We start from the raw sequence: 25,925 nt of genomic DNA, 5'->3' as shown, positions 1-25,925 counted from the left end.
ACCTTCTGCTTACGTCATGAGGGCACTATTTGACACCCAGAACCTGCTCCACGACGTGCAAACCGAAATAGACGAGGAAGACGATCGAGATGACGGGGAGCAGCCAGCCCGCCTCACGCCACCGGCCGCGCGCGAGCTTGACCACCGTGTAGGCGACGATCCCGGCGCCGACGCCGTTGGTGATGGAGAAGGTGAACGGCATGAACACGATGGTGAGGAACGCCGGGATCGCCACGTCCAGGTCGTCCCAGTCCAGCTTGGCGACCTGCGTCATCATCAGCGCGCCGACCAGCACCAGGGCGGGCGCGGCGGCCTGGGACGGGACGGTGGCCGCCAGCGGCGTCAGGAACAGCGTCACCGCGAACAGCGCCCCGGTCGCCAGGTTGGCCAGCCCGGTGCGGGCGCCCTCGCCGACGCCCGCCGCCGACTCCACGTAGACGGTGTTGGCCGACGAGCTGGTCACGCCGCCGAGCGCGGCCGACAGGCCGTCCACCGACAGGATGCGGCCCAGGCGCGGGACCTCGCCGCGCTCGGTGACCAGCCCGGCCTCGTCGCTGATGCCGAGGATGGTGCCCATCGCGTCGAAGAACCCCGACAGCACCAGCGTGAACAGCACGACCAGCGCGGTGACGAACCCGGCGCGGCCGAACCCGCCGAACAGGTCGATCCGTCCCAGCAGCGAGAAGTCGGGGGCGGCGAACAGGCGCTCGGGCATCTGCGGGACGACCAGGCCCCAGGCGTCCTTCGGCACGGTGGCGACCGCCTCGATCACGACGGCCAGCACGGTCGCCGCCACGATGCCGATCAGGATGGCGCCGGGCACCCGCCGCACGTAGAGCACGATCATCACCAGCAGCGCGAACGCGAACACCACCGCGGGCCAGGCGGTCAGCCGCCCGCCGGTGCCCAGCGACAGCGGCGGGCTGCCCGCCTGCGAGCTGACGAACTTGGCGTCCACCAGCCCGACCAGCGCGATGAACGCGCCGATGCCGACCGCGATGGCGTGCTTGAGCGCCAGCGGGATCGCGTTCATGATCAGCTCCCGCACGCCGGTGACGGCCAGCAGGATGATGACCACGCCCTCCAGCACCACCAGGCCCATGGCCTGCGGCCAGGTCATCACCGGCGCGGCCTGGAAGGCCACCACCGCGTTGATGCCCAGGCCCGCGGCCAGCGCCAGCGGCGTGTTGCCGACCAGACCCATGATCACCGTGGCGATCGCCGCGGACAGCGCGGTCATGGTGGTCAGCTGCGGGATCGACAGGGTGGCGCCGGTGACGTCCTTCGCCCCGCCCAGGATCAGCGGGTTCAGCACGATGATGTAGGCCATCGCGAAGAACGTGGTGACGCCGCCGCGCAGCTCGCGCGGCACGCTGGTCCCGCGCGCCGACAGCTCGAAGAACCGGTCGAGGGCGCCTCGGGGGGCCGGCGGGGTGTCGGACGGCCCGGGGGCGCCGGCGGACGGCCTTCCGGGGCCGCCTGTGTTGACGTGCGACATCTTGCGCGCGCTCCGATTCCAGGGGGACGGACGATGGGACGGGTGCGAGTACCCCCGGGGGCGCACGGAGGACCGCGGGGCACAGGGTAACCGTTCGTTATCGCACCAGTCTGTCCCGGTAGGCCCGCGGTTCACCCCATCGGCGCCGGTCAGTCCGGCGGGGCGGGTCAGCTGCCCCGGTACGTGCTGTAGCCGTACGGGCTGAGCAGCAGCGGAACGTGATGGTGCTGACCTGCGTCGGCGATCGTGAAGATCACGCAGACCTCGGGGTAGAAGCAGGTCTCGCCCCGTTCGGCGAAGTACGGGCCGGTGCCGAAGCGCAGCCGGTACGTGCCGTCCGCCGAACCGGCGTCCGGCGGGGCGGCCCAGCGGCCGTCGCCGTCGGTGGCCGCCTCGGCCAGCGACCGCCAGGTGTCGCCCTCGTAGCGGTCGAGCCGGACGGGGACCCCGGCCGCGGGACGCCCTCGCGCGGTGTCGAGGACATGCGTGCTCACACTCATGCCCCCATGTAATACAAGACCTGATGTACGAGGGGAGCCGGGCGGCCCCACAACATACGCCGCAAAATACGCCGCAACGACCGGCAGCGCCGTACGGGCCGCGCACTATACCCTGCCCTGGTGCGGGGTCTTCGGGTGACCTTCCGCGGCTGGAGTCATGAGGCGGTGGTGTTGCGATGGATCGGGAGACACTGGGGCAGCGCATCCGGGCGCTGCGCATCCGGCAGGGCATCAGCCAGGCCCAGCTGGCGTTCCCGGAGCTGTCCGACAGCTACATCTCACTGATCGAGAGCGACAAGCGGGTCCCCGCGCCCAGCGTCATCGACCTGCTGGCCACCAAGCTGAACTGCTCGCCGACCTACCTGGTCAGCGGCGTCAGCGAGGACGTGGTGGACGAGCTGCGCGTCACCCTGGACTACGCCGAGATCGCGCTGCAGAACGGCGCGCCCGCCGAGGCCCGCGCCCGCTTCGCCGAGGTGCTGGCCAACGCCGACGCCGTCGCCCTGCCCGACATGCTGCACCAGGCGCGCTGGGGTCACGCCCTGGCCCTGGAGGCGGCCGGCGACCTGGAGGAGGCCATCGCCGGGCTGCGCGAGCTGACCGAGGAGGCCAACCCCGAGGCCGACCTGGACCACTGGGCCCGGGTTCACGTGGCCCTCAGCCGCTGCCTGCGCGAACGCGGCGACATCAGCGCGAGCGTGCAGGTCGCCGAGGACGCGCTGCGCCGCCTGGCGGCCAGCGGGCACGACACCACCGACGCGGCGGTGCACCTGGGCGCGACGCTGCTGGCGGCCTTCATCCAGCGCGGCGACCTGGTGCGGGCCCGCCAGCTCGCCGCCCAGATCGTCGAGCGCGCCGAGCGCATCGGCAGCCCGCGCGCCCGCATGGAGGCCTGCTGGGAGGCCGCCTACGTCGCCGAGGTGCGCGGCGACTACGAGGAGGGCGTCACGCTGGCCGAGCGGGCGCTGCTGCTGGCGGGCGAGGACGAGGACCCGCGCAGCCACAACCGGCTGCGCGTGGCGTACGCCAGCCTGCTGCTGCGCGCCCGTCCCGAGCGGGCGGGGGAGGCCCGCGAACTGCTCGGCCGGGTCCGCGCCGAGATCAACACCAGCGCCGACGGGGAGATCGACGTGGCGTGGTGCCTGACCGAGCTGGCCCGCGCCGAGACCGCGCTGGGCCGCCCCGCCGAGGCGGTCGCGCTGGCCGAGGAGGCCCTGGAGCTGCTCGGGGACGCCCCGCGCCGGGCCACCGCCGGGGCGCTGACCGTGCTGGGCGAGGCCCTGGTGCGGACGGACCGCCGCGACCGCGCCGTCGAGGTGCTCACCAGCGCGGCCACCCACCTGGAGGAGATGGAGTCGTCCCGGGTCGCCGCCCAGACCTGGTTCGACCTGGCCGAGCTGCTCGCCGAGACGGGCGCCGCCGAGGAGTCGCGCCTGGCCGCCTACCGGCGGGCGCTCGCCTGCGCCGGGGTCTAGCCCGGCGGTGCGAACCGCGGCGAATGCGGCGGAACCGCCCGCTCGATGATCGCGTCCGTGACTATTGTCGCGGTCCAAACGAGTGGGGAGTGGCCGGAGGATGTTCGGTGTGGTTCGTCCGTGCAGGCATGTGCTGTGCGGGTCGCTGTTCGAGGATTGGATGGCGCATCTGTGCGGGTTGTGCCTGACGTTGCGTGGTGAGCATGGGCAGGCGGCTCGTCTGGTGACCAACTATGACGGGTTGTTGGTGTCGGTGCTGGTGGAGGCGCAGTGTCCGGAGTTGTCGCCGCGTCGTAAGGCCGGGCCGTGCGCGTTGCGGGGGATGCGTGGTGCCGAGGTGGTGTCGGCGCGGGCGGAGGGTGCGCGGCTGGCGGCGGCGGCGTCGCTGCTGCTGGCGGCGGGCAAGACCCGTGATCATGTGGCCGACGGGGACGGCGCGTATGCGCGGCGGGTGGTGGCGGCGGCCGCGGGGCGGATGGCGGATCGGTGGGATGCCGCGGGGGCGCGTACGGGTGCGGCGGTGGGGTTCGATCCGGGGGTGTTGCGGGAGGCGGTGGCGCGGCAGCCGTTGCTGGAGGCCGCCGGGGGTCTGGGGTTGCTGGAGTTGACCGAGCCGGCGGAGACGGCGGTGGCGGCGGTGTTCGCGCATACCGCGGTGCTGGCGGGGCGGGAGGGCAACGCCGAGGCGCTGGCGGAGGCGGGGCGGTTCTTCGGCCGTATCGCGCATCTGGTGGACGCGGTGGAGGACCTGGCGGACGACGTGGCCTCGGGTGCCTACAACCCGCTGGTGGCCACTGGTACCGATCTGGCCGAGGCGCGTCGTTTGTGTGATGAGGCCGCGCACGGGTTGCGGTTGGCGCTGGCGGATGTGCAGATGCAGGACCGGCGGTTGGTGCGGGCGCTGCTGGATCGTGAGGTGGCCCGGTCGGTCGACCGGGTGTTCAACGCCTACCCGCCGGGCGGCTACGGCCCGCAAGGCCCGCAGGGCCCGTATCCCCCGCAGGGGCCGTACCCGCCGCAGGGCGGGTACCCGCCCCCGCCACCCCACGGCGGACACGGCGGGTACGGCGGTGGCCATGGAGCCGGCGGTCATGGTGGCGGTGGCGACTACCCGCCGATCGGCGGGGGCGGCGGAATCTTCGATGGCGGTCTGTCCGGCGGCAAGGGGCGCCCCCAGCGTCCCGGATTCCCGATCCCGTGCTTCACCGGCACGCTGGTCTGCCTCACCTGCGGCGTCTACCAGCCGAAGTGGAGCAAGCACCACGGCAAGAAGTTCTCCGACCGCTGCTGGTGCACGCGGCACTGCGGTGACTGTGACTGCTGTGACTGCTGCGACTGCGACTGCGGGTGCGACTGCTGAGCCCACGCCGGCCCACGCCGGCGCCGCACTCTTGACCAAGCGAACGCTTGGGTGACACGCTCGCGGCGTGGCGAGGGCGACGTTCGCGGAACTGCTGCTGGAACGCGCCGGCGACGACCACGCCGGCCTGCGCTTCGAGGACGAGTCGTACACCTGGGCCGAGACCGTGCGCGCCGCCGGGGCCCGGGCGCGGATGCTGCGCGAGCTGGGCCCGGGCCCCGGCGACCGCCCGCCCCATGTGGGCGTGCTGCTGGAGAACGTGCCCGAATACGTGTTCTGGCTCGGCGGCGCCGCGCTGGCGGGGGCGACGCTCGTCGGCGTCAACCCCACCCGCCGCGGCGCCGAGCTGGCCGCCGACATCCGCCACACCGACTGCGACCTGATCGTCACCGACTCCGCCCACGCCCCGCTGCTGGACGGCCACTACACCGGTCCCACGCTCCGCGTGGACGACGACGCCCACCCGGCCGCGCTCCCGGACGGCGACCCCGCCCCCGTGGACGTCGCACCGGGAGACCGGCTGCTCCTGCTGTTCACGTCCGGTTCCACGGGCCGGCCCAAGGCGGTGATCTGCAGCCAGGGCAGGCTGGCCGACATCGCGCGGCGGTCCGCCATGATGGGCCTGGGCCGCGGCTCGGTCACCTACTGCGCGATGCCGCTGTTCCACGGCAACGCGATCATGGCGAACGTGGCGATGGCCGCGCACGCCGGCGCCACGGTCGCGCTGCGCCGCCGATTCTCCGCCTCCGGATTCCTGGACGACGTGCGCCGCTTCGGCGTCACCTACTTCAACTACGTCGGTCGCGCCCTGGCCTACGTCCTCGCCACCCCCGAGCGCCCCGACGACGCCGACAACCCGCTGGAGGCCGCGTTCGGCACCGAGGCGTCCGCCCAGGACATGGCCCGGTTCGCCGAGCGCTTCGGCTGCCGGATCATCGAGGGGTACGGGTCCAGTGAGGGCGCCATCTCCCTGCGCAAGACCCCGGACACGCCGCCCGACGCGCTCGGCGTCCCCCAGGACGGGCTCGAAGTCGCGATCCTGGACCCCGACACCGGCGCCGAGTGCCCGCGCGCCCGCTTCGGCCCCGACGGCGCGCTGCTCAACGCCGACGAGGCCATCGGCGAGATCGTCGGGCTGCGCGCCGCCGCCGCGTTCGAGGGCTACTACAACGACCCGGACGCCGACGCCGAACGCGTCCGCGACGGCGCCTACTGGAGCGGCGACCTCGGCTACCGCGACGCCGGCGGCTTCTTCTACTTCGCCGGACGCGGCGTCGACCGGCTGCGCGTGGACAGCGAGAACTTCGCCGCCGCGCCCGTCGAGCGCATCCTGTCCCGCTGGGACCCGGTGGTGATGTGCGCGGTCTACCCGGTGCCCGACCCCCGCACCGGCGACCAGGTGATGGCGGCGCTGGAACTGGACGGACGGCCGTTCGACCCCGGGGTGTTCGCCGCCTTCCTGGCCGCGCAGCCCGACCTGGGCACCAAGTGGGCGCCGCGGTTCGTCCGCGTGGTGCGGTCCATGCCGCTGACCGCCACCGGCAAGGTCGACAAGCGCCCGCTGCGCCGCGCGCACTGGGAGACCGGCGACCCGGTCTGGTGGCGTCCCGGCCGGGACCTGGCCTACCGCCCCCTGGACCACGCGCGCGCCGCGGCACTGCGCGCGGAGTTCGCCGCACACGGCCGCGCCCACGTGCTCACCGCACTTTGACCCCTGGCGCGGCCACGGGGGACCCTCAGTAGGGTTGGGACAGGCCCCGTACCGACTCTGGAGAATCCCGGCCGCCCATGAACATCGACATGCTGCGTCGCGCGCCGCGCCGCCTGCTCGGCGCCGGCACGGCCCTGGCATTGGCGTTCGCGGGGCTGCTCGCGACGCCCGCGTCCGCCCACACCCTGTCACCCGGCCACGGCACGGTCCCGTACGCGCAGAACGACGGCGCGGAGGGCGGCATCCCGTGGCTCATGATCGTCATCGGGCTGGTCGTCGGGATCGGCATCGGCATGGCGATGGTCTTCCGCGCCAAGCGCGGAGCGGAACGCGACCGGCGGGACCGCACGACGGGGTCCCGGGACAACGGATCGGTGGGCGGTGGCGACTAAGGACACCGGGACGGCGGCGGACACCGGCACGGCGGCCGTCCTGCGGGTCGGGGTGGTGGCCCTGGCCGCGGGCCTCGCCGTCCTCGTGGCGGGCCTGGTCCTCGGCGGGGCCGTCGCGGAGAAGGTCGTCCCCGGGCTGGCCGACGCGGGCGCGCTGACCCGCTGGGGCCTGCCCGTCTCGCGGCTGGCGATGAACCTCGGCGCGGCGCTGACCGTCGGCGCGCTCCTGGCCGCCGCCGCGCTGCTGCCCCTGGAAGGCGGCAAGGGCAAGGAGGCGCCGCGCCTGTCGCGGGACGCCCTCGACTACCTGCGCGCCGCGTCCTGGGCGGCCACCGCGTGGGCGGCCGCCGCCGCGGCCACGCTCGTGTTCACCGTCGCCGACGTGCTCGGCCAGCCGGTCGGGGAGATCCTCACCGGCAGCGAGCTCAGCAACTACGTCGGGCAGCTGCCGCAGGGCACCGCGCTCATGCTGGTGGTGCTGCTGGCGGTGGTCGTCGCGCTGCTGGGCCGCACCACCACCACGCCTGCGGCGGCGTTCGGCCTGCTGGCGGTCGCCGGGATCGCGCTGCTGCCGCCCCCGCTGACCGGCCACTCCTCCTCGGCCGCCAACCACTCGGTCGCCGTCACCGGCGTCGCCCTGCACGTCGCCGCGGCCGCGCCCTGGGTGGGCGGCCTGGCCATGCTGGCCGCGCACGGGCTGACCCGGCGCGCGCGGCTGGACGTCATGGCCGACCGGTTCAGCCGCATGGCCCTGTGGTGCTACGTCGCCGTCGGCGTCAGCGGCCTGGTGAACGTCATCGCCCGCCTGCCCGACCCGGCCGAGCTGGTCGGCACCGACTACGGCCGGCTGGCCCTCGGCAAGATCATCGCGTTCGCCGCGCTCGGCTGGTTCGGCTGGTGGCACCGGGGCCGCACGGTCCCCGCCGTCGCCGACGGCAGGCCCTGGGCGCTGACCCGGCTGGCCGGCGTCGAGATCGCCGTCATGGCCGCCACCATGGGCCTGGCCGTGGCGCTGGCCCGGACCGCGCCGCCCGCCCCCGCCACCGACGAGACGCCCGCCGAGGTGCTGCTCGGCTTCCCGGTCCCGCCGCCGATCACGGTCGGCCGGCTGGCGACGCTGTGGACGTTCGACCTGTTCTTCGCCGCGCTGGTGGTCGTGCTCGGCGGCCTGTACCTGGCGGGCGTGGTGCGGCTGCGCCGCCGCGGCGACTCCTGGCCGGTCATGCGCACCGTCGCGTGGCTGTTCGGCCTGCTCACGATCGTCGCCGTCACCCAGACCGGCGTCGCCCGGTACGCCCCGGTGATGTTCAGCGTGCACATGGCCGAGCACATGGTGCTGTCCATGCTGACGCCGATCTTCCTGGTGGCCGGGGCGCCCGTCACGCTGGCGCTGCGCGCCCTGCGGCCCGCGCGCGTTCGCGGCGACCGGGGGCCGCGCGAGTGGCTGACGGCCCTGCTGCACAGCCGCTACACCGCCGTCGTCGCGCACCCGGGCGTCGCCACCGTGATCTTCGTGGCGAGCACGTTCGTGCTGTACTTCACGCCGCTGTTCCAGGCCGCGATGCGCAACCACCTCGGGCACATCGCGATGACCGTGCACTTCCTGGTGGCCGGGTCGCTGTTCTTCTGGGTGCTGATCGGCGTCGACCCGGCGCCCCGGCGGCTGCCCTACCCGGGGCGCATCCTGCTGCTGTTCGTCACCATGCCGTTCCACGCGTTCTTCGGCCTGGCACTGATGAACCTCGGCGAACCCCTGGCGCGCGGCTGGTACAACGCCGTCTACCCGTCGTGGGCCACCTCGCTGCTGAAGGACCAGCACACCGGCGGCGCCATCGCCTGGGGCTTCGGTGAGATCCCCACGTTCATCGTTCTGGTGTTCCTGGCGTTCCAGTGGTTCTTCGCCGACCAGCGGCAGGCCCGGCGGCTGGACCGCAAGGCCGACCGCGCCGCCGAGCGCACCGCCGAGCGCGCCGCGCGCGGCGAGACGGCGGCGGCCGAGGACGACGAACTGGCCGCCTACAACGCCCGCCTCGCCAAGCTGGCCGAACGCGACCAGCAGGCCCGGACGCCCCGCCGGGCCGGGGGAGGCGGCGGCTCGGGCATCCCCCGCGCGGGGGAGGGGGACGGTTCCACGGGGTGACGGCGGCCCCGGGCGCGTCTGGGAGGATCGGGGCGTGTCCCCCCTCCTCCGGCCGCTGGTCGACCGCACCACCTGGCGGCGCTGGTCCTACCTGGTCGTGGGCGGCGCGCTGCTCATGCCGTACTGGTTCCTCGGGATGGGCGTGGTGCCCGCCCTGCGGCTCGGCCCGCCGATCGTCCAGGGCGTGCTGATCGCGTTCGTGCTGCCGTTCGCCGGCACGTTCGTCACCGGCCTGGTGCCCGCCGTGCGGCTGCTGGAGGGCGCCGCCGCCCGCGAGCTGCTGGCCGGGCCGATGGCCGGGCTGACCGTCGGCAGGCCGGGCGGCTGGGAGAGCCGGCTGCGCTCGGGCGTCTGGTTCTGCCTGCACCTGCACGTGGGCGTGATCGTCAGCGGGCTGAGCCTGGCCGTCCCGCCGTTCGCCGTCGCGCTGTCGCTGATGCCCGTCATCGGCGGCGACCACGCGCTCCTCACCACCTGGGGGTGGCGCGCGGACTGGCCCGCCTGGCTCGGCCCGGCCGCGGGCCTGCTGGCGCTCGCCGCGCTGTGCGCGGTGATCGTGGCGGCGGGCGCGCTGCTGGCCCGGCTGGCGCCGCGCCTGCTCGGCCCGTCGGCCGCCGAGCGGCTGGCCGCCGTGCAGGCCCGCGCGCGGCGGCTGGCCGAGCGCAACCGGCTCGCCCGCGAGCTGCACGACTCGGTCGGGCACGCGCTGAGCGTGGTGACGCTGCAGGCGGGCGCCGCGCGGCGGGTGCTGGACGCCGACCCCGCCTTCGCCCGCGAGGCCCTCGGCGCGATCGAGGAGTCGGCGCGGGCCGCGCTGGAGGACCTGGACCACGTGCTCGGCCTGCTGCGCGAGGACGGCTCCCGCGGCGCCGCGCCGCAGCCCACGCTCGACGACCTGGACCGGCTGCTGGAGCAGACCCGGCTGGCGGGCGTGAAACTGGACGCCGCGGTGGACGCGGACGTGGCGCACGTGCCCGCCGCGGTGTCGCGGGAGGCGTACCGGATCGTCCAGGAGGGGCTGACCAACGCGCTGCGGCACGCGGGCAAGGTGCCGGTGCGGCTGCGCGTGACGCTGCGGGACGAACACCTGGAGGTGCTGATGACCAATCCGCTGGGCGGGCCGGCGTCCGGCCGCGACCACGGCGGCGGGCGCGGGCTGGACGGGGTGCGCGAGCGCGTCACCGTGCTGCGCGGCCGGATGTCCGCCGGGCCGGACGACGGCCGCTGGTGCCTGCGGGTCCGCCTGCCGGTCGGCGCGGGCGCCGTCTCCGGCCTGCCGGAGGCGGCGTCATGACGATCTCTGAGCCGGCGGTGCCGGACGCGCCGACCAGGGTGCTGCTGGTGGACGACGAGCGGCTGGTCCGGGTGGGCCTGGCCGCCATCATCGGGGCCGAACCCGACCTGACGGTGGTCGGCGAGGCGGCGGACGGCGCCGACGTGCCCGACGCGGTGGCCCGGCTGCGCCCCGACCTGATCCTCATGGACGTGCGGATGCCCAAGCTGGACGGCATCCAGGCCACCCGCCGGATCCTGGAGACGGTGCCCGAGCCGCCCCGGATCATCGTGGTCACCACGTTCGAGAACGACGAGTACGTCTACGACGCGCTGCGGGTGGGCGCCAGCGGGTTCCTGCTCAAGCGCGCCCGCCCCGAGGAGATCCTGCGGGCGGTGCGGACCGTGGCGCACGGCGACAGCCTGCTGTTCCCCGCCAAGATCCGCGCGCTGGCCGCCCGGCACGGCGGCGCGGGCGGGACCGGGGCGGCCGGCGCGCGCTGGCACGACCGGCTCACCGAGCGCGAGGCCGGGGTGCTGCGGCTGATGGCCAAGGGCATGACCAACGCGGAGATCGCGGCCGAGCTGTACGTCAGCCCGCAGACGGTCAAGACCCACGTCGGCAACGTGCTGGGCAAGCTGGGCGCGCGCGACCGCACCCAGGCGGTGATCTTCGCCTACGAGACCGGCTTCATCACCCCCGGCTGAATCCCCGCGTGTGAACGACCCCCGAGTTCGGCCCTGAGCGTACGTTCTGTACATTTCGCGGCCCGATGTGGTGAGGTGATCGCCATGCGCGACTTCCGATTCGGGTTCAACTTCTTCGACGTGGCGGACCGGGCCTCGTTCGTGCGGCGGTGCCGCGAGGCCGAGGCCCAGGGGTACGACATCGCCCTGGTGCCCGACCATCTCGGCGGCCCGGCGCCGTTCCCCACCATGGTCGCCGCCGCGGACGCCACCGAGCGGCTGCGCGTCGGCGGCCTGGTGCTGAACGCGGCGTTCTGGAACGCCCACCTGCTGGCGCGGGAGGTCGCCACGGCCGACCGGCTCACCGGCGGGCGGGTCGAGCTGGGCCTTGGCGCGGGCCACATGAAGTGGGAGTTCGACGCCGCGCGCATCCCCTGGGAGCCGTTCGGCGCCCGGGTGGACCGCATGGCCGCCCTGGTGGAGGAGCTGCGCGGCCTGTTCGCCGAGCCGGGCTACGCCGAACGCGCCGACCGCGAGGCGGCCCACGACCTGACGGCGCTCGCGCCGGTGCAGAAGAGCGGCTTCGGCGGGTTCGGCCCGCCGCTGCTGATCGGCGGCACCGGCGACCGCGTCCTGGAGCAGGCCGTCCGGCACGCCGACATCGTCGGCGTCGCCGGGGCGTACCAGGCGCCGGGGCGGCCGCCCGGCACGTTCCTGCTCGGCAGCGCCGAGCAGGCCGACGACCGCGTGCGGTTCGTGCGGGAACGGGCCGGCGACCGCTTCGCCGAGCTGGAGCTGAACGTCCTGATCCAGCACGTGGAGATCACCCCGGACCGGCGCGCCTTCGCCGAACGGGTCGCCGCCGAGCTGGTGCCCCACCTCACCCCCGAGCAGGTGCTGGACTGCCCCTTCGTGCTGTTCGGCACCGTCGAGCAGATGGCCGAGCAGCTGCGGGAACGCCGTGAGCGCTACGGCTTCACCTACGTCGTGGTGCACGCCCCCTTCGTCGACGCCTTCGCCCCGGTGATCGAGCAGCTCAGGTGACGCCGGAACCGGGACGCGGCCACGCCGGGATCCGGCCGTCCGGCGGCCGCGTCCCCGGCCCGGCGGAAGTTAGATCGAGGGTTATCCGGGAACGTCCGCGCTCATCCCGATTGTCGGGGACGGGGGGCACGGATGTGGAGGCAGCGGATCGCGTCGGTGGTCGCGCCGGTGATCGTGGGCGCGGTGGTCGCGGGGGCGCCGGCGTGCGTGGAGAACGCACGGGTCGTCCCGGCGGCCCGGTCCACACAGGCCACCGACCTGCGCCCCGCCGTCCGCCCCACGCCGCAGGCCACCACCGTGCCGCTGCGGATCCTCACCCGGGACGGCGCGACCATCGTGCTCGTCCCCGTCACCGTCAACGGGTACGGCCCCTATGACTTCATCCTGGACACCGGCGCGTCCTCCTCCTCGGTGGACCGGCGCCTGGTGGACCGGATCGGCCTGCCCGACACGGGGGAGAGCGCCCGCGTGCGCGGCGTGGGCGGCAGCACGGTCGCGCCGCTGGTGCGGGTCGGCGACTGGCGGGTCGGCGGGCGGCCGCTGCACGGGCGGTCGCTGGTCGTCACCGACGTCGGCGACGACCGCGTGGCGGGCCTGCTCGGCTCGGACGAGCTGCGCCGCTTCGGCGTGATCACCGTCGACTACGCCCGGGCGCGGCTGGTGCTGTACGGCGGGTGACGGCGGTCCTGGGTCCGGCGGGACCTGGCTCGCGGGGGACGGCGCGGCCCAGGATGGGCTTCCGGCACCGACGGGAGGACGACGATGGCCACCATCCTGATCACGGGGGCGACGGCGGGCGTGGGCCGCTACCTGACGCGGCGCCTGGCCGGGCGGGGCGAGACCGTCCTGGCGCACGGCCGCGACGCGGCCAAGCTGGACGCCCTGGTCAAGGAGCTGGACGGCGCGCCCGGGCGAGTGCGGCCCTACGTGGCGGACCTGGCGTCGCTGGCCGAGGTGCGCGACCTGGCCGGACGGGTGGCCGCCGACCACGACCGGCTGGACGTGCTGGTCAACAACGCCGGGGTGGGCAGCGGCCGCCCGGAGGGCCGCACCCTGACCCGCGACGGGCACGAGCTGCGGTTCGCCGTCAACTACCTGGCCCCGGTGCTGCTGACCCGGCTGCTGCTGCCGCGGCTGCGGGCCGCCGCGCCCGCCCGCGTGGTCAACGAGGGCTCGCTCGGCCAGGAGGAGATCGACTTCGCCGACCTGACCATGGCCCGCCGCTACAGCGGCACGCTGGCGTACTGCCGCAGCAAGCTGGCGCTGGCCGCCTGGAGCTTCGACCTGGCCGACGAGCTGCGCGCCGACCGGATCGCGGTCAACTGCATCCATCCCGCCACCTACATGGACACCGACATGGTGCGCGACGCGGGCGTCGCGCCGTGGAGCACCGTCGAGGACGGCGGCGAGGCGGTGCTGCAGCTGATCGACGCCCCGCCCGACGTCACCGGCGAGTTCTTCGACGGCGCCCGCCGCTCCCGCGCGCACGACGCCGCCTACGACCCCGGCGTCCGCTCCCGCCTCCGCGCCGCCACCGCCGCCGCCCTCGAATAGGGTCCGACCTGCCCTACTGGGGGCGACTCCCAGACCTCCGACCTCAGTGCTGCCCGAGCGTCACCTTGACGGTGCGGTTGGCGCCCTCCGGGGTCTGGACCCGCACCGGGACGGTGTCGCCCGGATGCAGCGTGGCCAGCACCTCGGCCAGCACGCTGATGTTGGGCGTGGACGCGCCGTTCACCGCGAGGATCAGGTCGCCGGGGCGGATGCCCGCCTTCTGGGCCGGGCCGCCGGGGGTCACCTCCACCACGCCCACGGCCGTCTGCTGCGGATCGTCGCCGTTGATGATCGTCTGGATCGTCACGCCCAGCGCGGCCCGGCCGGACCGGCGCACCCGCCCCTCCTTGATCAGCTGCGGGACGATCGACCTGACCGTGCCGCTCGGGGTGGCGAACCCGATGCCGACGGCCGTCCCGCCGATCTGCGGGTCGGACGCGGCGGCGGTCGGGATGCCGATCACCTCGCCGTTCAGCGTGACCAGGGCGCCGCCGCTGTTGCCGGGGTTGATCGGCGCGCTGGTCTGGATGGCGTTGACGATGGTCGCGCCGGGGAACGCGCCCTCGCGCCTGGTGGTCACGGTGCGGCCCAGCGCGGAGACGATCCCGTTGGTGACGCTGCCGGACAGCCCCAGCGGGTTGCCCATGGCCAGCACGATCTGCCCGGTCCGCAGCTTGGCGGAGTCGCCGAAGGCGGCGGGCCGCAGCCCGGCGCCGTCGACCCGCACCACGGCCAGGTCGTCGGAGGCGTACTCGCCCACCAGCGTGGCGGGCAGCGGCCGGCTGCCGCTGGCGGCGATGACCTCGATCTTCTGCGCGCCCGCGACGACGTGGGCGTTGGTGACGATGTTCCCGTGGCCGTCGAACACGACGCCGGACCCCAGGCCCTGGTCGGTGCGGATCTGCACCACCGACGGCAGCACCTTGGCGACCACCCGCTCGAACTGCTGCTCCAGCGACGACGCCGCTGGCCCGACCGCGACGGAGGCCGTGTCCGCCGCGCGCCGCGCCTCGGTGGAGCCGTCGTCGCCGCCCGTGCACCCGCCCAGCAGCAGGACGCCCGCCAGCACGGCGGCGCCCGCCCGGGCACCTGTGTGGAGGAACCTCATGTCCGCGATTGTCCCCACCCAGGGGGTCTCGACCCCCGTACCGGCGGGTGTCCGGGGCGCGCCGGACACGAGCCGGTGGCGATCCTCGACAAGGTCTTACGCATCGTTTACTCGGCTTTCGTTAGAAATGAGAAACGGACATCCGATCGGGGGATCATGGACGCCGCCACACTCTCCGAGCTGCGCAAACCGCGCGCCTACCCGGCCGTCTCGGTGCTGATGCCGACCGAGCGCCGCGCGCCGCGCCGCCGCCAGGACCCCATCCGCCTGCGCAACCTGCTCGCCGAGGCACGGCGGCGGTTGCGCGCCGACCCGCGGGTCGAGCCCGAGGTCGCCGACGAGGTGATGCGCGGCCTGGAACGGGCCGCCGCCGGGGCCGACCCGGCCCACGCCGAGGGCCTGGCGCTGTTCGCGGCGCCGGGCGGCGAGCACCACGCCTTCGCCGTCGACCAGCCGGTGGACCAGCGCGTGATCGTCGACACCACCTTCGCCACCCGCGACCTGGTCGCCGCCTACACCCGCACGTCCCGGTACTGGCTGCTGGTGCTGTCGGACCACGAGACGCGGCTGTGGGACGGGCGCGGCGGCGAGCTGACCGAGGTCGTCCGCCACGGGTTCCCGGCGGCGCCCGAGCCGGTCGACGAGGAGCGCGCCGGGCGCCAGTCGCCGCGCGGCCTGCACCACGGCGACGAGCGCCACCGCCAGTACCTGCGCGAGGTCGTGACCCGGCTGGAGGCCGTGCTGGCCCGCGACCGCCGTCCCGTGGTGGTCGCGGGCGTCATCCGGCAGCAGGCGCTGTTCGACGAGCTGGCCGGGCCGCGGGTGACGGTGGCGGGCCGCATCGACGGCAGCCACGAGACCGCGCCGCCGAGCACGCTGGTGCGGCTGGCGCGTCCGGTGCTGGACGCCTACGAGGACCTGCGCGAGGTGGCGGTGCTGGCCGAGCTGGAGGCCGCGCGCCGCCTGCACCGCTACGCCTCCGGGCTGGACGACGTGATGCGCCTGGTCGAGGACGGACGCGGCGAGCACCTGATCGTCGAGCGCGGCTACTACGCCCCGGCGGTGCGCACCGGCGAGGAACTGGTCCCGTTCGAGGGCCTGCCCGGTGTGCTACGCGGCGCGGGCGTCGTGGACGACGTGGTCGACAACGTCATCGAGACGACGCTCGAGTACGGGGGCGAGGTGACGTTCGTGTCCGACGGCTTCCTCATCGACCACGACCGCATCGCCCTCGTCACCCGCTTCTAGGGCTGACATCCGGGACCGCGCCAGGCCACCCATCCGGCCGTCCAGGCGCGTCCCGGATAGGGGCGCCAACCGGCGGGATGGCCGGGCCAGGTGGCGTCGGCGGGGGTCCCCTCGGGGTGGTTCACGACCACCGTGCACACACCCCGGGCGGGTTGCTGGGTGCGGGTGTCGATGCTGCTCATCCGCGTCCACGACACCGGGAACAGGAGTTTGGTCCGCACCTGCCAGGAGATGGCCGTGTCCAGGGCGACACCGCCGGTCCTGCCGCCGGGGAACGGGGGCGGCAGGGCGGGGCGCTGAGGGTTCGGCCCCATGATGTACGTCATGGCGGCGACGTTCACCGCGAGCAGTCCCACTCCCAGGACCGGCGCCCGGCCACGTCCCAGCACCGAGAACCCCAGGAGCAGACCGAGCGCGGCCAGCGACGCTTCCCACAGATGGAACGCGCCCCGGTCCAACGTCAGGAACGACGTCTCGGGGAAGTCGAACCCGATGAAGGAGTGAGTGCGCAGCCGCTCGCCTGCGTACCCCGTCACCCACAGGCCCGTCACGCCCACCACGGCCGTGGCCCCCGCCACCGCACGCGCACCGTTGGCGAGGGACAGCCGTAGGACGGCGGTCACGCCGATGAGCGCATAGACGAGCGCGACGCACGTCAGATAGCGGCCGTAGGCGAAGTTGCCGACGCGATGCTCGTCGGGCAGCGCGGCGGACGAGGCGTAGGCGATCCCGAGCGTGGTCGCCAGGAGAGTTCCCGCCATGATCCGCGTTTCGGCGCCGGTCCGGCGGCGCGCCAAGGTCACCAGCACCACCGTCAGGCCGACCCCTGCCAGCCCCCACGTGCCCACGACGAGGTACCACAGCTGACCGACCGCGCCGGAGACGGTCCATGCCTGCCCCTCCAGCGTGGTGATCCGGCCTTCCACGTTGCCCGCCAGGTCCCGTACACCGCCGGGGTACAGGGCCGAACGCACCATGTCGTTGAAGAGCGACGCGGCCGCGTAACCCGCCGCCGTGGCCGCCGCGCCGACGGCGAGCGGCCGCCGCGTGCCCCGGCGCCAAAGGAGGACCCCGAGCACCGCGACGTGCACGGCGACCAGTACAGAGCCACGCGAATGCACCGTGCACCCGTAGCAGGCCAGCAGGCTCGCACCGGCCGCCGCGTACGCGCTCCCGTAACGTACGAACCGGTCGAGCGACAGCAGCCAGGCCAGCGCCACCACGGGCAGGAGCGCGTCCGCCAGCACGAACGCGCCGAAGAACGTCACCGCCGGCAGCAGCGCCCCCGCCCACGCCGACGGCAGCGCGGTCCGCACGTCCAGCCCGAGCCGGCGCAGCAGCATGTAGCCCAGTGGGAACAGCGCCGCCCCCACCAGCGCGTTGATCACCATCACCAGCGTGTAGACGGTCGCCGGATCATGCGCGAGCCGGAAGGCGGGAGTCAGCAGCAGCGGGTAGCCGCCCTGGTAGAAGGTGTTGCCGGACAGGTCGCCGCCGGGCCCGCCCGCCAGCCACCGCGCGGCCGTCAGGTAGCCCGACTCGTCGGGGTCGGCGACGGGCCCCACCCGCGCCCGGGCGAACCACAGGCGCACGCACACCTGCAGGGCCCATCCCAGCACCAGCGCCCACACCGGCCAGGACCGGCGGCGTCGCCGCGGGACGGGCGCGGTCTCGCGGGGCACCGTCCGGGCACGATCGATCATCACGGTCATGCGTTCGACCGTTCCGGCGCGCCGTCATGCTCCCGTCCGTGGAATGTCCGGGTTCCGTGACATTCCGGGGCCAAGATCGCGGTTCCGCCGATAATGGCCCGGTGGCGAGCATTCTCTTCGTGGAGGACGACCCCTCGGCCCGGGCCGCGCTGGAACTGGCGCTCACCCGCCAGGGCCACCGCGTCACGTCCCGGGCGACGGGCGAGGAGGGCCTGGAGACGCTGCGGGCCCGCCGGCCGGAGATCGCCGTGCTGGACGTGATGCTGCCCGGCCTGGACGGCATCGAGGTGTGCCGACGCATCCGCCGCGACGACACCCTGCCGGTCATCCTGCTCACCGCGCGCGGCGACGACCTGGACGTGGTGCTCGGCCTGGAGGCGGGCGCCGACGACTACGTGGTCAAACCGGTCGAGCCGCGGGTGCTGGACGCCCGCATCCGCGCCGTGCTGCGCCGCGCCGAGAATGCCCCCGCCGACCGCGTCGCCTACGGCGACCTGGTGATCGACCGGCTCGCGCTGAAGGTCACCCGGGGCGGCCGGGACGTCCGGCTCACCCCGACCGAGCTGCGGCTGCTGCTGGAGCTGACCCGGCGGCCCCGGCAGACGCTGACCCGCCGCCACCTGCTGGCGGCGGTGTGGGAGCACACCTATCCGGGCGACTCGCGGCTGGTGGACGCCTGCGTCCAGCGCGTCCGCGCCAAGATCGAGGACGAGCCGGCCGAGCCGCGCCTCATCGAGACCGTCCGCGGCTTCGGCTACCGGTTCAGCCCGCCATGAGTCTCGGTGGATGCGGCGGCGCACCTCGTCCGCGGCTTCGGCTTCCGCCTCGACCCGCGGTGAGGGCCGTGCGGGCCCTGTCCGCGACGCTCACCGGGCTGCGGGTCCGGCTGGTCGCGGCGTTCTGCGCGGTGGCGCTGCTGTCGTCGGTGCTGGCGTCCGGGCTGGCGTACGTGCTGGTGCGCCGCGCGATACTGGAGCGCACCCAGGACGCGATGCTCGGCGAGGTGCGCGACACCATCGCCCGCACGATCCCCGCCGAGCTGCCGCCCGACTCCGCCGAGACGCTGGCGAGGGACCTGGACGCCGCGCTCAGCAGCCGGGACGGCCGCGTCAAGGTGTACGCGGCCCCGCTTCCGCTGGACCGCGACATGTGGCTGCCCCCGGTCCAGCACCGGCATCTGCACGTCCCGGTCACCCGCGAGTTCGCGCGCGCCGCCACGCGCGGCCTGGTGTTCCGGCGAGTGATCCACCAGGGCCGCCCGTACCTGCTGATCGGCGCCCACCCCACCGGGTACGTGACCACGATCGACCAGCCGCAGCGCACCACGCCGCCGATCGTCTTCGTGTCGGTGTCGCTGGCCCGGGAGGAGGCCGACCTGCGCGCCTTCACCCGCGCGGTGGCGACCGCGGACGCCCTGGCACTGGTGGTGGCGCTGGTCCTGGCGCTGCTGGCCGCCCGGGGCGTGCTGCGTCCCGTGCGGAGCCTCGGCCGCGCGGCCCGAGATCTGGGCGTAGGACGCCTCGACACCCGGGTGAAAGTGCGCGGCAACGACGAGCTCGCCGATCTCGCCCGCACGTTCAACGGCACCGCCGAGGCACTGCAATGGACCGTGACGGAGCTGCGCGCGATGGAGGCGGCCTCCCGCCGGTTCGTGGCCGACGTCTCCCACGAGCTGCGCACGCCGCTCACCTCGATGATCGCCGTCACGGACGTGCTGTCGGAGGAGGGCGGGTCCTCCGCGGCGGGAGACACCGCCACCCGGCTCATCGTCGAGGAGACCCGGCGGCTCGGCGTGCTGGTGGAGAACCTCATCGAGATCAGCCGGTTCGACTCGGGCACGGCGTCCCTGGTCCTGGACGAGGTGGTGGTGGCCGAGGCGGTGGCGGCGTCGCTGGACGCGCGCGGCTGGTCCGGCGACGTGGCGGTGGAGGGACCGCAGGACCTGGTGGCGCGCCTGGACCCGCGCCGCTTCGATGTGATCGTCGCCAACCTGGTGGGGAACGCCCTGCGCCATGGCGCGCCGCCGGTCCGGGTGCGGACGCGGCGCGCCGACCGCGGGGGCCGGTCCGGGGTCGAGCTGGTGGTCACCGACCGCGGCCCGGGCATCCCCGCCGACCTGCTGGCCCTGGTGTTCGACCGGTTCGTCAAGGCGGAGGCGGCCCGCACCCGCAGCGAGGGCAGCGGCCTCGGGCTGTCGATCGCACGGGAGAACGCGCTGCTGCACGGCGGAACCCTGGAGGCGTCCAACGCCCCGGAAGGAGGAGCGGTGTTCACCCTCTGGCTGCCGGGAGCGCCGGCATGAGGCCCGCCCGCACGGCGGCTCTGGCCGCGGCGCTCGTGCTCGTCCTCGCCGGCTGCGGCATCGGCCCGACCGGCGTCGTCAGGTCGGGCGACAAGCCCCTCACCCTGGCCGGCAGCGTGAGGGTGACGATGTACCTGGTCGACGGGCACGACCGCCTGGTGCCGGTGGTGCGTCCCGGACTGCCCGGCCACCCCTACTACGCCGTGACGCAGCTCGGCGGTGAGCCCACCCCGGCCGAGAAACGCCGCGGGCTGCGCAACGCCGTGCCGCGGCTGGAGCTGCGGCCCGCCTCCATGCAGAACGGGCCGGTCACCGTGCAGCGGCGCTCCACCGAGCTGCACGTCAACGTGGTCACCCGCGGCGCCCCGGCGAAGGGCGACAAGGCGCCCTCCTGGAGCCGTCTGGCCCTCGCCCAGGTCGCCTGCACCGCCGAGACGATCCCGGGCGTCAGCGGGGTGCGCCTGACGGGCCTGGTCTCGGTCGAGGGCACCAACGTGGTGGTGGTCACCGGAGTGCTGGACGACTCGGGCCGCGGGTGGGAACTCCTCCGATGCGCGGACTTCCGCGACCTCACGCGATGACGGGCCGATGAGGTGACGCGCCCGTGAGATGAGGGCCGATGCCGGGTCGGGCCGGCACGCTGGGCGGCGTCAGCCCCTGGTGAGCCAGCGGGTGGTGATCTCGCCGAGGACCGACCGCATCGTCAGGATCGCCACGCCGAGGGTCAGCAGCGGCATGACCACCCAGCGCTCCACCTTGCCGTCGGTGCGCGGGATCACCGGGATCTCCACCCGCCACGTCATCGGCCAGAACACCGGGCAGCCGCGCGGCGTCAGGCAGTCGCCCGCCACGTGCGCCAGGCAGCCCAGCGCCACGGCGAAGCCCACGAAGCTCATGTCCAGGTCGTGCATGAGATAGACGGCCAGCGCCGCGACCGCGCAGTCGGCCAGCGCCGACTGCGGCTCCTTGCCCTCGAAGTCCAGGCCGATGCCGCGCAGCCCGAACCCGACGATGACGAACAGCGCCGCCCACCAGCCGTACACGAACTCGGTGGCCAGCCAGTCCATCGCCAGGCCCATCAGGACGGCGAACACGATCGAGTGGGTGGCCTGCCGGTGCCCGCCGGCGATCTTGCCGATCCACTTGCACATGCCCTTGGTGATGGGGCCGTAGGTGTTGGCGATGCGGCCGTTGTGGTGGTCGATGTCGGGCAGCAGCGCCGCGCCCGCGCACACCACCGCGCCCGCCAGCAGCTGCGCGGGCGACAGCGCGATCGCGTGCTCGCCCAGCAGCCGGTCCTGGCTGAGCAGGGGGACCGCCCCGAGCCACACCAGCGCACCCGAGAGGGCATGCGTCTGCCCCATCATGTCGTGCTCTCCCGCCCTTCCGCCCGTTTCGCCGCCCGGGCGGGACTTTAGCCCGCCGCGGCGTTCCGGCGGCGATGACGCGCCGATGACCGCCTTCGTCCGTTTCGATGCGATCATCGGCCGGAAGGTTCCCGCCGCCGCTACCGGGCGGGGACGCGGCGCCAGGCGTCGTTCTGCTCGCCCGGCTCGTACGGGGCGTCCAGGCGCTTGGCCAGGACGCCCGGCAGGCCCTGCTGGCGGGCGGCGGTCAGCACGGCGTCACCGTCGCCGGGGAACCACGGCGCGGTCTGCCAGCGCGGGCCGTTCAGCCCCAGGTCGTCGAGCGTGCGGCGGCGCCGCTCGTACGGCTCGTCCAGCAGCGGACGGCCGTCCAGGTGCAGCACGTCGAAGATCAGGTAGGTCTCGCGGCCGTCCAGCGACGCCAGTTCCCCGTCGAGCAGGACGGGACGCGCGCCCACCGCCCTGCCCAGCGGCCCGCCCAGGCCCGCCGGGCCGCCGACCGCGCGGCCGTGCCCGTCGGTGAAGCGGGTGCGGCCGCCCTCGACGTAGGCGAGCAGGCGCCGCCCGCCCCAGGCGAACTCGAAGCCGTAGGCGTCCTGGTCGCGCGGCAGCCGGGCGCGGTCGGCGGCCCGCATCGGCCGCAGCGACTCCGGCAGCGGCTCGGCGTCGGGGTCGGCGGGCGGGTCCATCCGGTGGATCATCCAGTTCTCGCCGCGGGTGCGGAACAGCACGTACCGGCCGGACACGCGCGTGCCGTGCAGCACCACCTTGACCTCGTGGTCGGACCACTTCTCGGTCTCGTACGTGCCGCGGTCCCAGATCGTCATCGTGCCGGCGCCGTACTCGCCCCTGGGGATCTCCCCGTGGAACGTGGCGTACTCCAGCGGATGGTCCTCGGTGTGCACGGCCAGGTGGTTGGTGTCGGGGTCGGCCGGGATGCCCTTGGGCACCGCCCACGACACCAGTACGCCGCCGCGTTCCAGCCGCAGGTCCCAGTGCAGGCTCCGCGCGTGGTGCTCCTGGACGACGAAGGTGTCGTCGTCGCCCTGGGGGACCGGCCCGTCGCCCGGTACCGGCTCAGGGGTCCTGTGGGGGTCGCGCTTGCTCCGGTACTCGGCGAGCCGGTCGGCGTCCCCGTCGCGTGCCGTGTTCTTCTTACGTGCCACCACGCAGGACGGTCTACCCCGCCGCGGCCGACATCACCGGACGGCGGGCGTCACCCGGCGGGGCGGGGTCACCGGATGAACACGGCGTGGTCGGCCATGTCGGCGGTCAGCGCCGGGGGCAGCCCGGCCAGCGCCGACAGCTCCTCGGCGGACATGAACCCGCCGGTCTCGTCCCGCACCTCGACGATGCGCGCCGCCAGCTGGGGGGTGACGCCGGGAAGCTGCGTCAGCACCTCCGCCGGGGCGTGGTTGACGTCGATCAGCCCGCCGTCGTTGTACTCGCGCGGCAGGTCGGGACGGCCGATGCGCAGCTCGCGGGCCAGGCCCGGGTCGCTGGCGGCCAGCTCGCGGGCCTTCTGCCGCAGCGCCCGGGAGCGCCGCACCCGCTCGATGGCGGCCTCGTTGTCGACCCCCGACAGCCCGTGCGGGTCGAACACCCGGCGGCGCACCAGGAACGCGTGCACGCATCCCACGATCGCCTGCACGAACGTCAGCACGCCCATGAGCCGGGCGGCGCCGCCCTCCCCGGCGTCGCCCAGCAGCACCACCTGCAGCACGAAGACGGCCGCGTACACCAGCGCGGCCACCACCAGGTGGGCGTTGCGCCGCCACAGCGCCGCCCCCGCGAAGGTGAACGGCGTCAGGTAGCCCAGGCTCAGGAACGGCAGCGCCGCCCACGTCACGCTCAGCGCGGCCCGGCCCGGCGGCATGCTGTCGGACGGGACCCGAGGCGGCGGATACGGCGCTGGGGCGTTCATCGAGCTGCTCTCCCGAGCCGGTTGGCGGCTTGTGTGGCTCTAGATCCCTTTTCTTACCCGGGGCCGGGGGCGCGGAATGGTCAGGGAAGGGTCAGGATCTCGTGGCCGTCTTCGGTCACCAGGATGGTGTGCTCGAACTGGGCGGTGCGCTTGCGGTCCTTGGTGACGACCGTCCAGCCGTCCTTCCAGATGTCGTAGTCGTGGGTGCCCAGCGTCAGCATCGGCTCGACGGTGAACGTCATGCCCGGCTGGATCACGGTGGTGGCCGCCGGGTCGTCGTAGTGCGGGATCACCAGCCCGGAGTGGAACGTCGTGCCGATGCCGTGCCCGGTGAAGTCGCGCACCACCCCGTACCCGAACCGCTTGGCGTACGACTCGATGACCCGGCCGATCACGTTGACGGCCCGGCCCGGCGCGACCGCGCGGATGCCGCGCATCATCGCCTCGCGGGTACGCTCCACCAGCAGCCGCGACTCCTCGTCGACCTCGCCGCACAGGTACGTGGCGTCGGTGTCGCCGTGCACGCCGTCGATGTAGGCGGTGATGTCGATGTTGATGATGTCGCCGTCGCGCAGCACCGTGTCGTCGGGGATGCCGTGGCAGATCACCTCGTTGATCGAGGTGCACAGCGACTTGGGGAACCCGCGGTAGCCCAGCGTGGAGGGGTAGGCGCCGTGGTCGAGCAGGAACTCGTGCCCGATGCGGTCCAGCTCGTCGGTGGTGATGCCGGGACGGACGTGCCGGCCGACCTCCTCCAGCGCCTGCGCCGCGATCCGCCCGGCCACCCGCATCTTCTCGATCGTCTCGGGCGTCTTGACGTCCGGCTCACCGGTCTTCGGACGCTTCTTTCCCACGTACTCCGGGCGCGGGATGTGCGCGGGGACCTTGCGCATGGGCGAGACACGGCCGGGCCGGAGCAGTTGGGTCGTCATGTCTGGGAGTGTAGTCAGCGCGATCGGGGGACGATTCAGGACGCGCGCGTGATCGGTCGCGCGGGAGCGGAGGGACGCGATGAGCGACGACGGCGACTGGTGGTTCTGCCTGAAGCACATGAAGGTCGAGCACGGCCCCGGCTGCGCCGGGAAGGACCGCATGGGCCCCTACCCCTCCGAGTCGGCGGCGGCCGGAGCGCTCCAGCTGGCCCGCGAACGCAACGAGGCGTGGCGCCGTCAGGACGACGACGACTAGCCGGCCGCCGGCGGTTCGGCCGGTGGCGCGTCCCGGCCGGCGGCGCCGGGCTAGTCCACGGTCGGGCCGCTGACCGTTTCGAGCAGGCGGGCGAGGCGGCGGCGCAGCCCGAGGCCGGCCGGGCGCCGCGCCGGCTCCTGCCCGGCCGCCGCGCTGACCAGGTGCTGGGCGCCGTCGAACGACAGCAGCGCCTCGCCCGGCGGGACGGTCAGGGCCTCGTGCGCCAGCCCCCGCAGCTCCCGGTCGCCGCCCTCCAGGGCGAGGATCGTCGCGCCGGTGCGGCGGGCGTCGTCGACCCGTTCCAGCAGCGGCACCGGCGCGTCCTGCTCGGCGACCACGAACAGCGTCTCGCCGCGCCGCGCCGCCTCCAGCCGGTCCAGCCCCACCCGCAGGTGCGCGGGCGCGTCCGGCGGGGGCGACCAGCGCACCAGTGTGGGGGACAGGGCGGGCAGCCGGCTCAGCCTGCTCTCGTCGTCGAGATGAGCGGCCAGGTGCCAGGGATCGTCGCCGGGCGTGCCCACCAGCAGCAGCCCGCCGGGCGTGCGCGCGCTGACCCGCACCGCCCGGCCGAGGTCACCGGTGCGCTCCAGCCACCCCGTCGCCGACAGCACCTCGCGCAACATCGTCACCCGCTCGGCGTCCACGACCTCCATGGTGCCGCAAAACCGCACGCGGGCCCCGGGTTTCCCGGATGCCGGAGGATCACGGCGCGAACCGACCTGGCAGACTCGGCCCCATGACTGAGCAGCAGAAGACTCCCTATGACCTGCCCGACGTCAGCGGCCTGTCCATCGGCATCCTGGGCGGCACCGGCGACCAGGGCAAGGGGCTGGCGCGCCGGTTCGCGCTGGCCGGGCACCAGGTGATCATCGGGTCGCGGAAGGCGGACCGGGCCCGGGACGCCGCCGCGGACCTGGGCGCGGACCTGCCGGTGCGGGGCGCGGAGAACCCCGTCGCCGCCGGGGAGGCCGACCTGGTGATCGTCGCGGTGCCGTGGGACGGGCACAAGGCCACCCTGGAGTCGTTGCGCGCCGAGCTGGACGGCAAGATCGTCGTCGACTGCGTCAACCCGCTGGGCTTCGACAAGCGCGGCGCCTTCGCGTTGCCGGTCGAGGAGGGCAGCGCCGCCGAGCAGGCCGCCGCCGTGCTGCCCGGCAGCCGGGTGGTGGCGGCGTTCCACCACGTGTCGGCCAAGCTGCTGCTGGATCCCGACGTCGACGAGATGCAGCTGGACGTGCTGGTGCTCGGCGACGACCGGGAGGCCACCGATCTGGTCCAGGCCCTGGCGGGACGCATTCCGGGCATGCGCGGCGTGTACGGCGGACGGCTCCGCAACGCCCACCAGATCGAGGCGTTCACCGCCAACCTGATCTCCATCAACCGCCGCTACAAGGCCCACGCGGGCCTGCGCGTCACCGACGTCTGACACCGCGGCGCCCCGGC

25 protein-coding genes are annotated in these 25,925 nt (G+C 74.3%); 16 read left to right on the top strand and 9 right to left on the bottom strand.

Features of this window, described 5'->3' with window-relative positions:
* Window positions 1-25: 25 nt before the first annotated feature.
* A complete protein-coding gene (locus ABZ801_RS07550) occupies window positions 26-1,498 on the bottom strand; it encodes an NCS2 family permease (protein ID WP_360694108.1) in 1,473 nt (490 codons plus the stop codon).
* A 167-nt stretch (window positions 1,499-1,665) separates the two neighbouring features.
* Window positions 1,666-1,998 carry a hydroxyisourate hydrolase gene (uraH, locus tag ABZ801_RS07545; RefSeq protein WP_344945159.1) on the bottom strand — a complete coding sequence of 111 codons (333 nt, stop codon included), beginning with the start codon at window positions 1,996-1,998 and terminating at the stop codon, window positions 1,666-1,668.
* Window positions 1,999-2,174: 176 nt separating this feature from the next.
* Here uraH and ABZ801_RS07540 point away from each other — a divergent pair, with 176 nt between their 5' ends.
* The 10 genes from ABZ801_RS07540 to ABZ801_RS07495 all read left to right on the top strand — a co-directional run bounded on the left by ABZ801_RS07540 (window position 2,175) and on the right by ABZ801_RS07495 (window position 13,633).
* Window positions 2,175-3,473 carry a helix-turn-helix domain-containing protein gene (locus ABZ801_RS07540; protein WP_344945156.1) on the top strand — a complete coding sequence of 433 codons (1,299 nt, stop codon included), beginning with the start codon at window positions 2,175-2,177 and terminating at the stop codon, window positions 3,471-3,473.
* Window positions 3,474-3,573: 100 nt separating this feature from the next.
* The gene (locus tag ABZ801_RS07535) at window positions 3,574-4,833 is read left to right on the top strand and encodes a DUF5685 family protein (protein WP_360694104.1); all 1,260 of its coding nucleotides are present in this window, start codon (window positions 3,574-3,576) and stop codon (window positions 4,831-4,833) included.
* A gap of 67 nt (window positions 4,834-4,900) precedes the next feature.
* Window positions 4,901-6,544: an AMP-binding protein gene (locus tag ABZ801_RS07530; RefSeq protein WP_360694101.1), complete on the top strand. Its 1,644-nt coding sequence runs from the start codon at window positions 4,901-4,903 to the stop codon at window positions 6,542-6,544.
* A 77-nt stretch (window positions 6,545-6,621) separates the two neighbouring features.
* Window positions 6,622-6,936: a hypothetical protein gene (locus tag ABZ801_RS07525; protein WP_344945150.1), complete on the top strand. Its 315-nt coding sequence runs from the start codon at window positions 6,622-6,624 to the stop codon at window positions 6,934-6,936.
* Window positions 6,926-9,076: a cytochrome c oxidase assembly protein gene (locus ABZ801_RS07520; protein ID WP_360694098.1), complete on the top strand. Its 2,151-nt coding sequence runs from the start codon at window positions 6,926-6,928 to the stop codon at window positions 9,074-9,076. The genes ABZ801_RS07525 and ABZ801_RS07520 overlap by 11 nt, the downstream gene beginning before the upstream one ends.
* Before the next feature lie 34 nt (window positions 9,077-9,110).
* A complete protein-coding gene (locus ABZ801_RS07515; protein ID WP_360694096.1) occupies window positions 9,111-10,370 on the top strand; it encodes a histidine kinase in 1,260 nt (419 codons plus the stop codon).
* Window positions 10,367-11,056 carry a response regulator transcription factor gene (locus tag ABZ801_RS07510; protein WP_360694093.1) on the top strand — a complete coding sequence of 230 codons (690 nt, stop codon included), beginning with the start codon at window positions 10,367-10,369 and terminating at the stop codon, window positions 11,054-11,056. Before ABZ801_RS07515 ends, ABZ801_RS07510 begins: the two co-directional genes overlap by 4 nt.
* An 84-nt stretch (window positions 11,057-11,140) precedes the next feature.
* Complete coding sequence (locus ABZ801_RS07505; protein WP_360694090.1) at window positions 11,141-12,079, top strand: TIGR03621 family F420-dependent LLM class oxidoreductase; 939 nt, start codon at window positions 11,141-11,143, stop codon at window positions 12,077-12,079.
* A gap of 132 nt (window positions 12,080-12,211) precedes the next feature.
* On the top strand, window positions 12,212-12,757 hold the full coding sequence (locus tag ABZ801_RS07500) for a retropepsin-like aspartic protease (RefSeq protein ID WP_344956861.1): 546 nt from the start codon (window positions 12,212-12,214) through the stop codon (window positions 12,755-12,757).
* A gap of 84 nt (window positions 12,758-12,841) precedes the next feature.
* The gene (locus ABZ801_RS07495) at window positions 12,842-13,633 is read left to right on the top strand and encodes an SDR family NAD(P)-dependent oxidoreductase (RefSeq protein ID WP_360694086.1); all 792 of its coding nucleotides are present in this window, start codon (window positions 12,842-12,844) and stop codon (window positions 13,631-13,633) included.
* 43 nt (window positions 13,634-13,676) lie between these two features.
* Here the strand turns inward: ABZ801_RS07495 and ABZ801_RS07490 are convergent, their stop codons facing one another.
* Window positions 13,677-14,741, bottom strand: coding sequence for a trypsin-like peptidase domain-containing protein (locus tag ABZ801_RS07490; RefSeq protein ID WP_360694083.1), 1,065 nt, complete (start codon window positions 14,739-14,741; stop codon window positions 13,677-13,679).
* A 156-nt stretch (window positions 14,742-14,897) separates the two neighbouring features.
* On the opposite strand from ABZ801_RS07490, the gene ABZ801_RS07485 reads away from it, so the two are divergent.
* A complete protein-coding gene (locus ABZ801_RS07485) occupies window positions 14,898-15,989 on the top strand; it encodes a hypothetical protein (RefSeq protein WP_360694081.1) in 1,092 nt (363 codons plus the stop codon).
* On the opposite strand, the gene ABZ801_RS07480 is transcribed toward ABZ801_RS07485, so the two are convergent.
* Window positions 15,986-17,701 carry a hypothetical protein gene (locus tag ABZ801_RS07480; RefSeq protein ID WP_360694078.1) on the bottom strand — a complete coding sequence of 572 codons (1,716 nt, stop codon included), beginning with the start codon at window positions 17,699-17,701 and terminating at the stop codon, window positions 15,986-15,988. The genes ABZ801_RS07485 and ABZ801_RS07480 overlap by 4 nt on opposite strands.
* Before the next feature lie 101 nt (window positions 17,702-17,802).
* On the opposite strand from ABZ801_RS07480, the gene ABZ801_RS07475 reads away from it, so the two are divergent.
* From ABZ801_RS07475 to ABZ801_RS07465, 3 genes are all read left to right on the top strand, one after another.
* Window positions 17,803-18,477, top strand: coding sequence for a response regulator transcription factor (locus tag ABZ801_RS07475; RefSeq protein ID WP_344956871.1), 675 nt, complete (start codon window positions 17,803-17,805; stop codon window positions 18,475-18,477).
* Window positions 18,478-18,545: 68 nt separating this feature from the next.
* Window positions 18,546-20,003: a HAMP domain-containing sensor histidine kinase gene (locus tag ABZ801_RS07470; protein WP_360694075.1), complete on the top strand. Its 1,458-nt coding sequence runs from the start codon at window positions 18,546-18,548 to the stop codon at window positions 20,001-20,003.
* Window positions 20,000-20,584, top strand: coding sequence for a hypothetical protein (locus ABZ801_RS07465; protein WP_360694072.1), 585 nt, complete (start codon window positions 20,000-20,002; stop codon window positions 20,582-20,584). The genes ABZ801_RS07470 and ABZ801_RS07465 overlap by 4 nt, the downstream gene beginning before the upstream one ends.
* A gap of 69 nt (window positions 20,585-20,653) precedes the next feature.
* Here ABZ801_RS07465 and ABZ801_RS07460 read toward each other — a convergent pair whose 3' ends face one another.
* The 4 genes from ABZ801_RS07460 to map form a co-directional block, all read right to left on the bottom strand.
* Window positions 20,654-21,370 carry a metal-dependent hydrolase gene (locus tag ABZ801_RS07460; RefSeq protein ID WP_344956877.1) on the bottom strand — a complete coding sequence of 239 codons (717 nt, stop codon included), beginning with the start codon at window positions 21,368-21,370 and terminating at the stop codon, window positions 20,654-20,656.
* 140 nt (window positions 21,371-21,510) lie between these two features.
* Window positions 21,511-22,536 carry a DNA polymerase ligase N-terminal domain-containing protein gene (locus tag ABZ801_RS07455; protein ID WP_360694068.1) on the bottom strand — a complete coding sequence of 342 codons (1,026 nt, stop codon included), beginning with the start codon at window positions 22,534-22,536 and terminating at the stop codon, window positions 21,511-21,513.
* 68 nt (window positions 22,537-22,604) lie between these two features.
* On the bottom strand, window positions 22,605-23,294 hold the full coding sequence (locus ABZ801_RS07450) for a helix-hairpin-helix domain-containing protein (protein WP_360694065.1): 690 nt from the start codon (window positions 23,292-23,294) through the stop codon (window positions 22,605-22,607).
* 80 nt (window positions 23,295-23,374) lie between these two features.
* A complete protein-coding gene (map, locus tag ABZ801_RS07445) occupies window positions 23,375-24,226 on the bottom strand; it encodes a type I methionyl aminopeptidase (RefSeq protein WP_344956883.1) in 852 nt (283 codons plus the stop codon).
* A gap of 79 nt (window positions 24,227-24,305) precedes the next feature.
* On the opposite strand from map, the gene ABZ801_RS07440 reads away from it, so the two are divergent.
* Complete coding sequence (locus ABZ801_RS07440) at window positions 24,306-24,482, top strand: hypothetical protein (RefSeq protein WP_344956885.1); 177 nt, start codon at window positions 24,306-24,308, stop codon at window positions 24,480-24,482.
* A 50-nt stretch (window positions 24,483-24,532) separates the two neighbouring features.
* On the opposite strand, the gene ABZ801_RS07435 is transcribed toward ABZ801_RS07440, so the two are convergent.
* Window positions 24,533-25,135, bottom strand: coding sequence for a hypothetical protein (locus tag ABZ801_RS07435; protein ID WP_360694061.1), 603 nt, complete (start codon window positions 25,133-25,135; stop codon window positions 24,533-24,535).
* A gap of 83 nt (window positions 25,136-25,218) precedes the next feature.
* On the opposite strand from ABZ801_RS07435, the gene npdG reads away from it, so the two are divergent.
* Window positions 25,219-25,908, top strand: coding sequence for an NADPH-dependent F420 reductase (gene npdG / locus ABZ801_RS07430; RefSeq protein WP_344956888.1), 690 nt, complete (start codon window positions 25,219-25,221; stop codon window positions 25,906-25,908).
* Window positions 25,909-25,925 lie beyond the last annotated feature (17 nt).

This window comes from Actinomadura sp. NPDC047616, assembly GCF_040642915.1.
GTDB lineage: Bacteria > Actinomycetota > Actinomycetes > Streptosporangiales > Streptosporangiaceae > Spirillospora > Spirillospora miaoliensis.
This window is presented reverse-complemented; position numbering and strand designations above follow the sequence as displayed.

Excerpts from the sequence above, each read along its gene's own strand:
- ABZ801_RS07550 (WP_360694108.1), bottom strand. The coding sequence starts at position 1,498 with ATGTCGCACGTCAACACAGGCGGCCCCGGAAGGCCGTCCGCCGGCGCC.
- uraH (WP_344945159.1), bottom strand. The coding sequence starts at position 1,998 with ATGAGTGTGAGCACGCATGTCCTCGACACCGCGCGAGGGCGTCCCGCG.
- ABZ801_RS07540 (WP_344945156.1), top strand. The coding sequence starts at position 2,175 with ATGGATCGGGAGACACTGGGGCAGCGCATCCGGGCGCTGCGCATCCGG.
- ABZ801_RS07535 (WP_360694104.1), top strand. The coding sequence starts at position 3,574 with ATGTTCGGTGTGGTTCGTCCGTGCAGGCATGTGCTGTGCGGGTCGCTG.
- ABZ801_RS07525 (WP_344945150.1), top strand. The coding sequence starts at position 6,622 with ATGAACATCGACATGCTGCGTCGCGCGCCGCGCCGCCTGCTCGGCGCC.
- ABZ801_RS07510 (WP_360694093.1), top strand. The coding sequence starts at position 10,367 with ATGACGATCTCTGAGCCGGCGGTGCCGGACGCGCCGACCAGGGTGCTG.
- ABZ801_RS07505 (WP_360694090.1), top strand. The coding sequence starts at position 11,141 with ATGCGCGACTTCCGATTCGGGTTCAACTTCTTCGACGTGGCGGACCGG.
- ABZ801_RS07500 (WP_344956861.1), top strand. The coding sequence starts at position 12,212 with ATGTGGAGGCAGCGGATCGCGTCGGTGGTCGCGCCGGTGATCGTGGGC.
- ABZ801_RS07495 (WP_360694086.1), top strand. The coding sequence starts at position 12,842 with ATGGCCACCATCCTGATCACGGGGGCGACGGCGGGCGTGGGCCGCTAC.
- ABZ801_RS07490 (WP_360694083.1), bottom strand. The coding sequence starts at position 14,741 with ATGAGGTTCCTCCACACAGGTGCCCGGGCGGGCGCCGCCGTGCTGGCG.
- ABZ801_RS07485 (WP_360694081.1), top strand. The coding sequence starts at position 14,898 with ATGGACGCCGCCACACTCTCCGAGCTGCGCAAACCGCGCGCCTACCCG.
- ABZ801_RS07480 (WP_360694078.1), bottom strand. The coding sequence starts at position 17,701 with ATGACCGTGATGATCGATCGTGCCCGGACGGTGCCCCGCGAGACCGCG.
- ABZ801_RS07465 (WP_360694072.1), top strand. The coding sequence starts at position 20,000 with ATGAGGCCCGCCCGCACGGCGGCTCTGGCCGCGGCGCTCGTGCTCGTC.
- ABZ801_RS07460 (WP_344956877.1), bottom strand. The coding sequence starts at position 21,370 with ATGATGGGGCAGACGCATGCCCTCTCGGGTGCGCTGGTGTGGCTCGGG.
- ABZ801_RS07450 (WP_360694065.1), bottom strand. The coding sequence starts at position 23,294 with ATGAACGCCCCAGCGCCGTATCCGCCGCCTCGGGTCCCGTCCGACAGC.
- map (WP_344956883.1), bottom strand. The coding sequence starts at position 24,226 with ATGACGACCCAACTGCTCCGGCCCGGCCGTGTCTCGCCCATGCGCAAG.
- ABZ801_RS07440 (WP_344956885.1), top strand. The coding sequence starts at position 24,306 with ATGAGCGACGACGGCGACTGGTGGTTCTGCCTGAAGCACATGAAGGTC.
- ABZ801_RS07435 (WP_360694061.1), bottom strand. The coding sequence starts at position 25,135 with ATGGAGGTCGTGGACGCCGAGCGGGTGACGATGTTGCGCGAGGTGCTG.
- npdG (WP_344956888.1), top strand. The coding sequence starts at position 25,219 with ATGACTGAGCAGCAGAAGACTCCCTATGACCTGCCCGACGTCAGCGGC.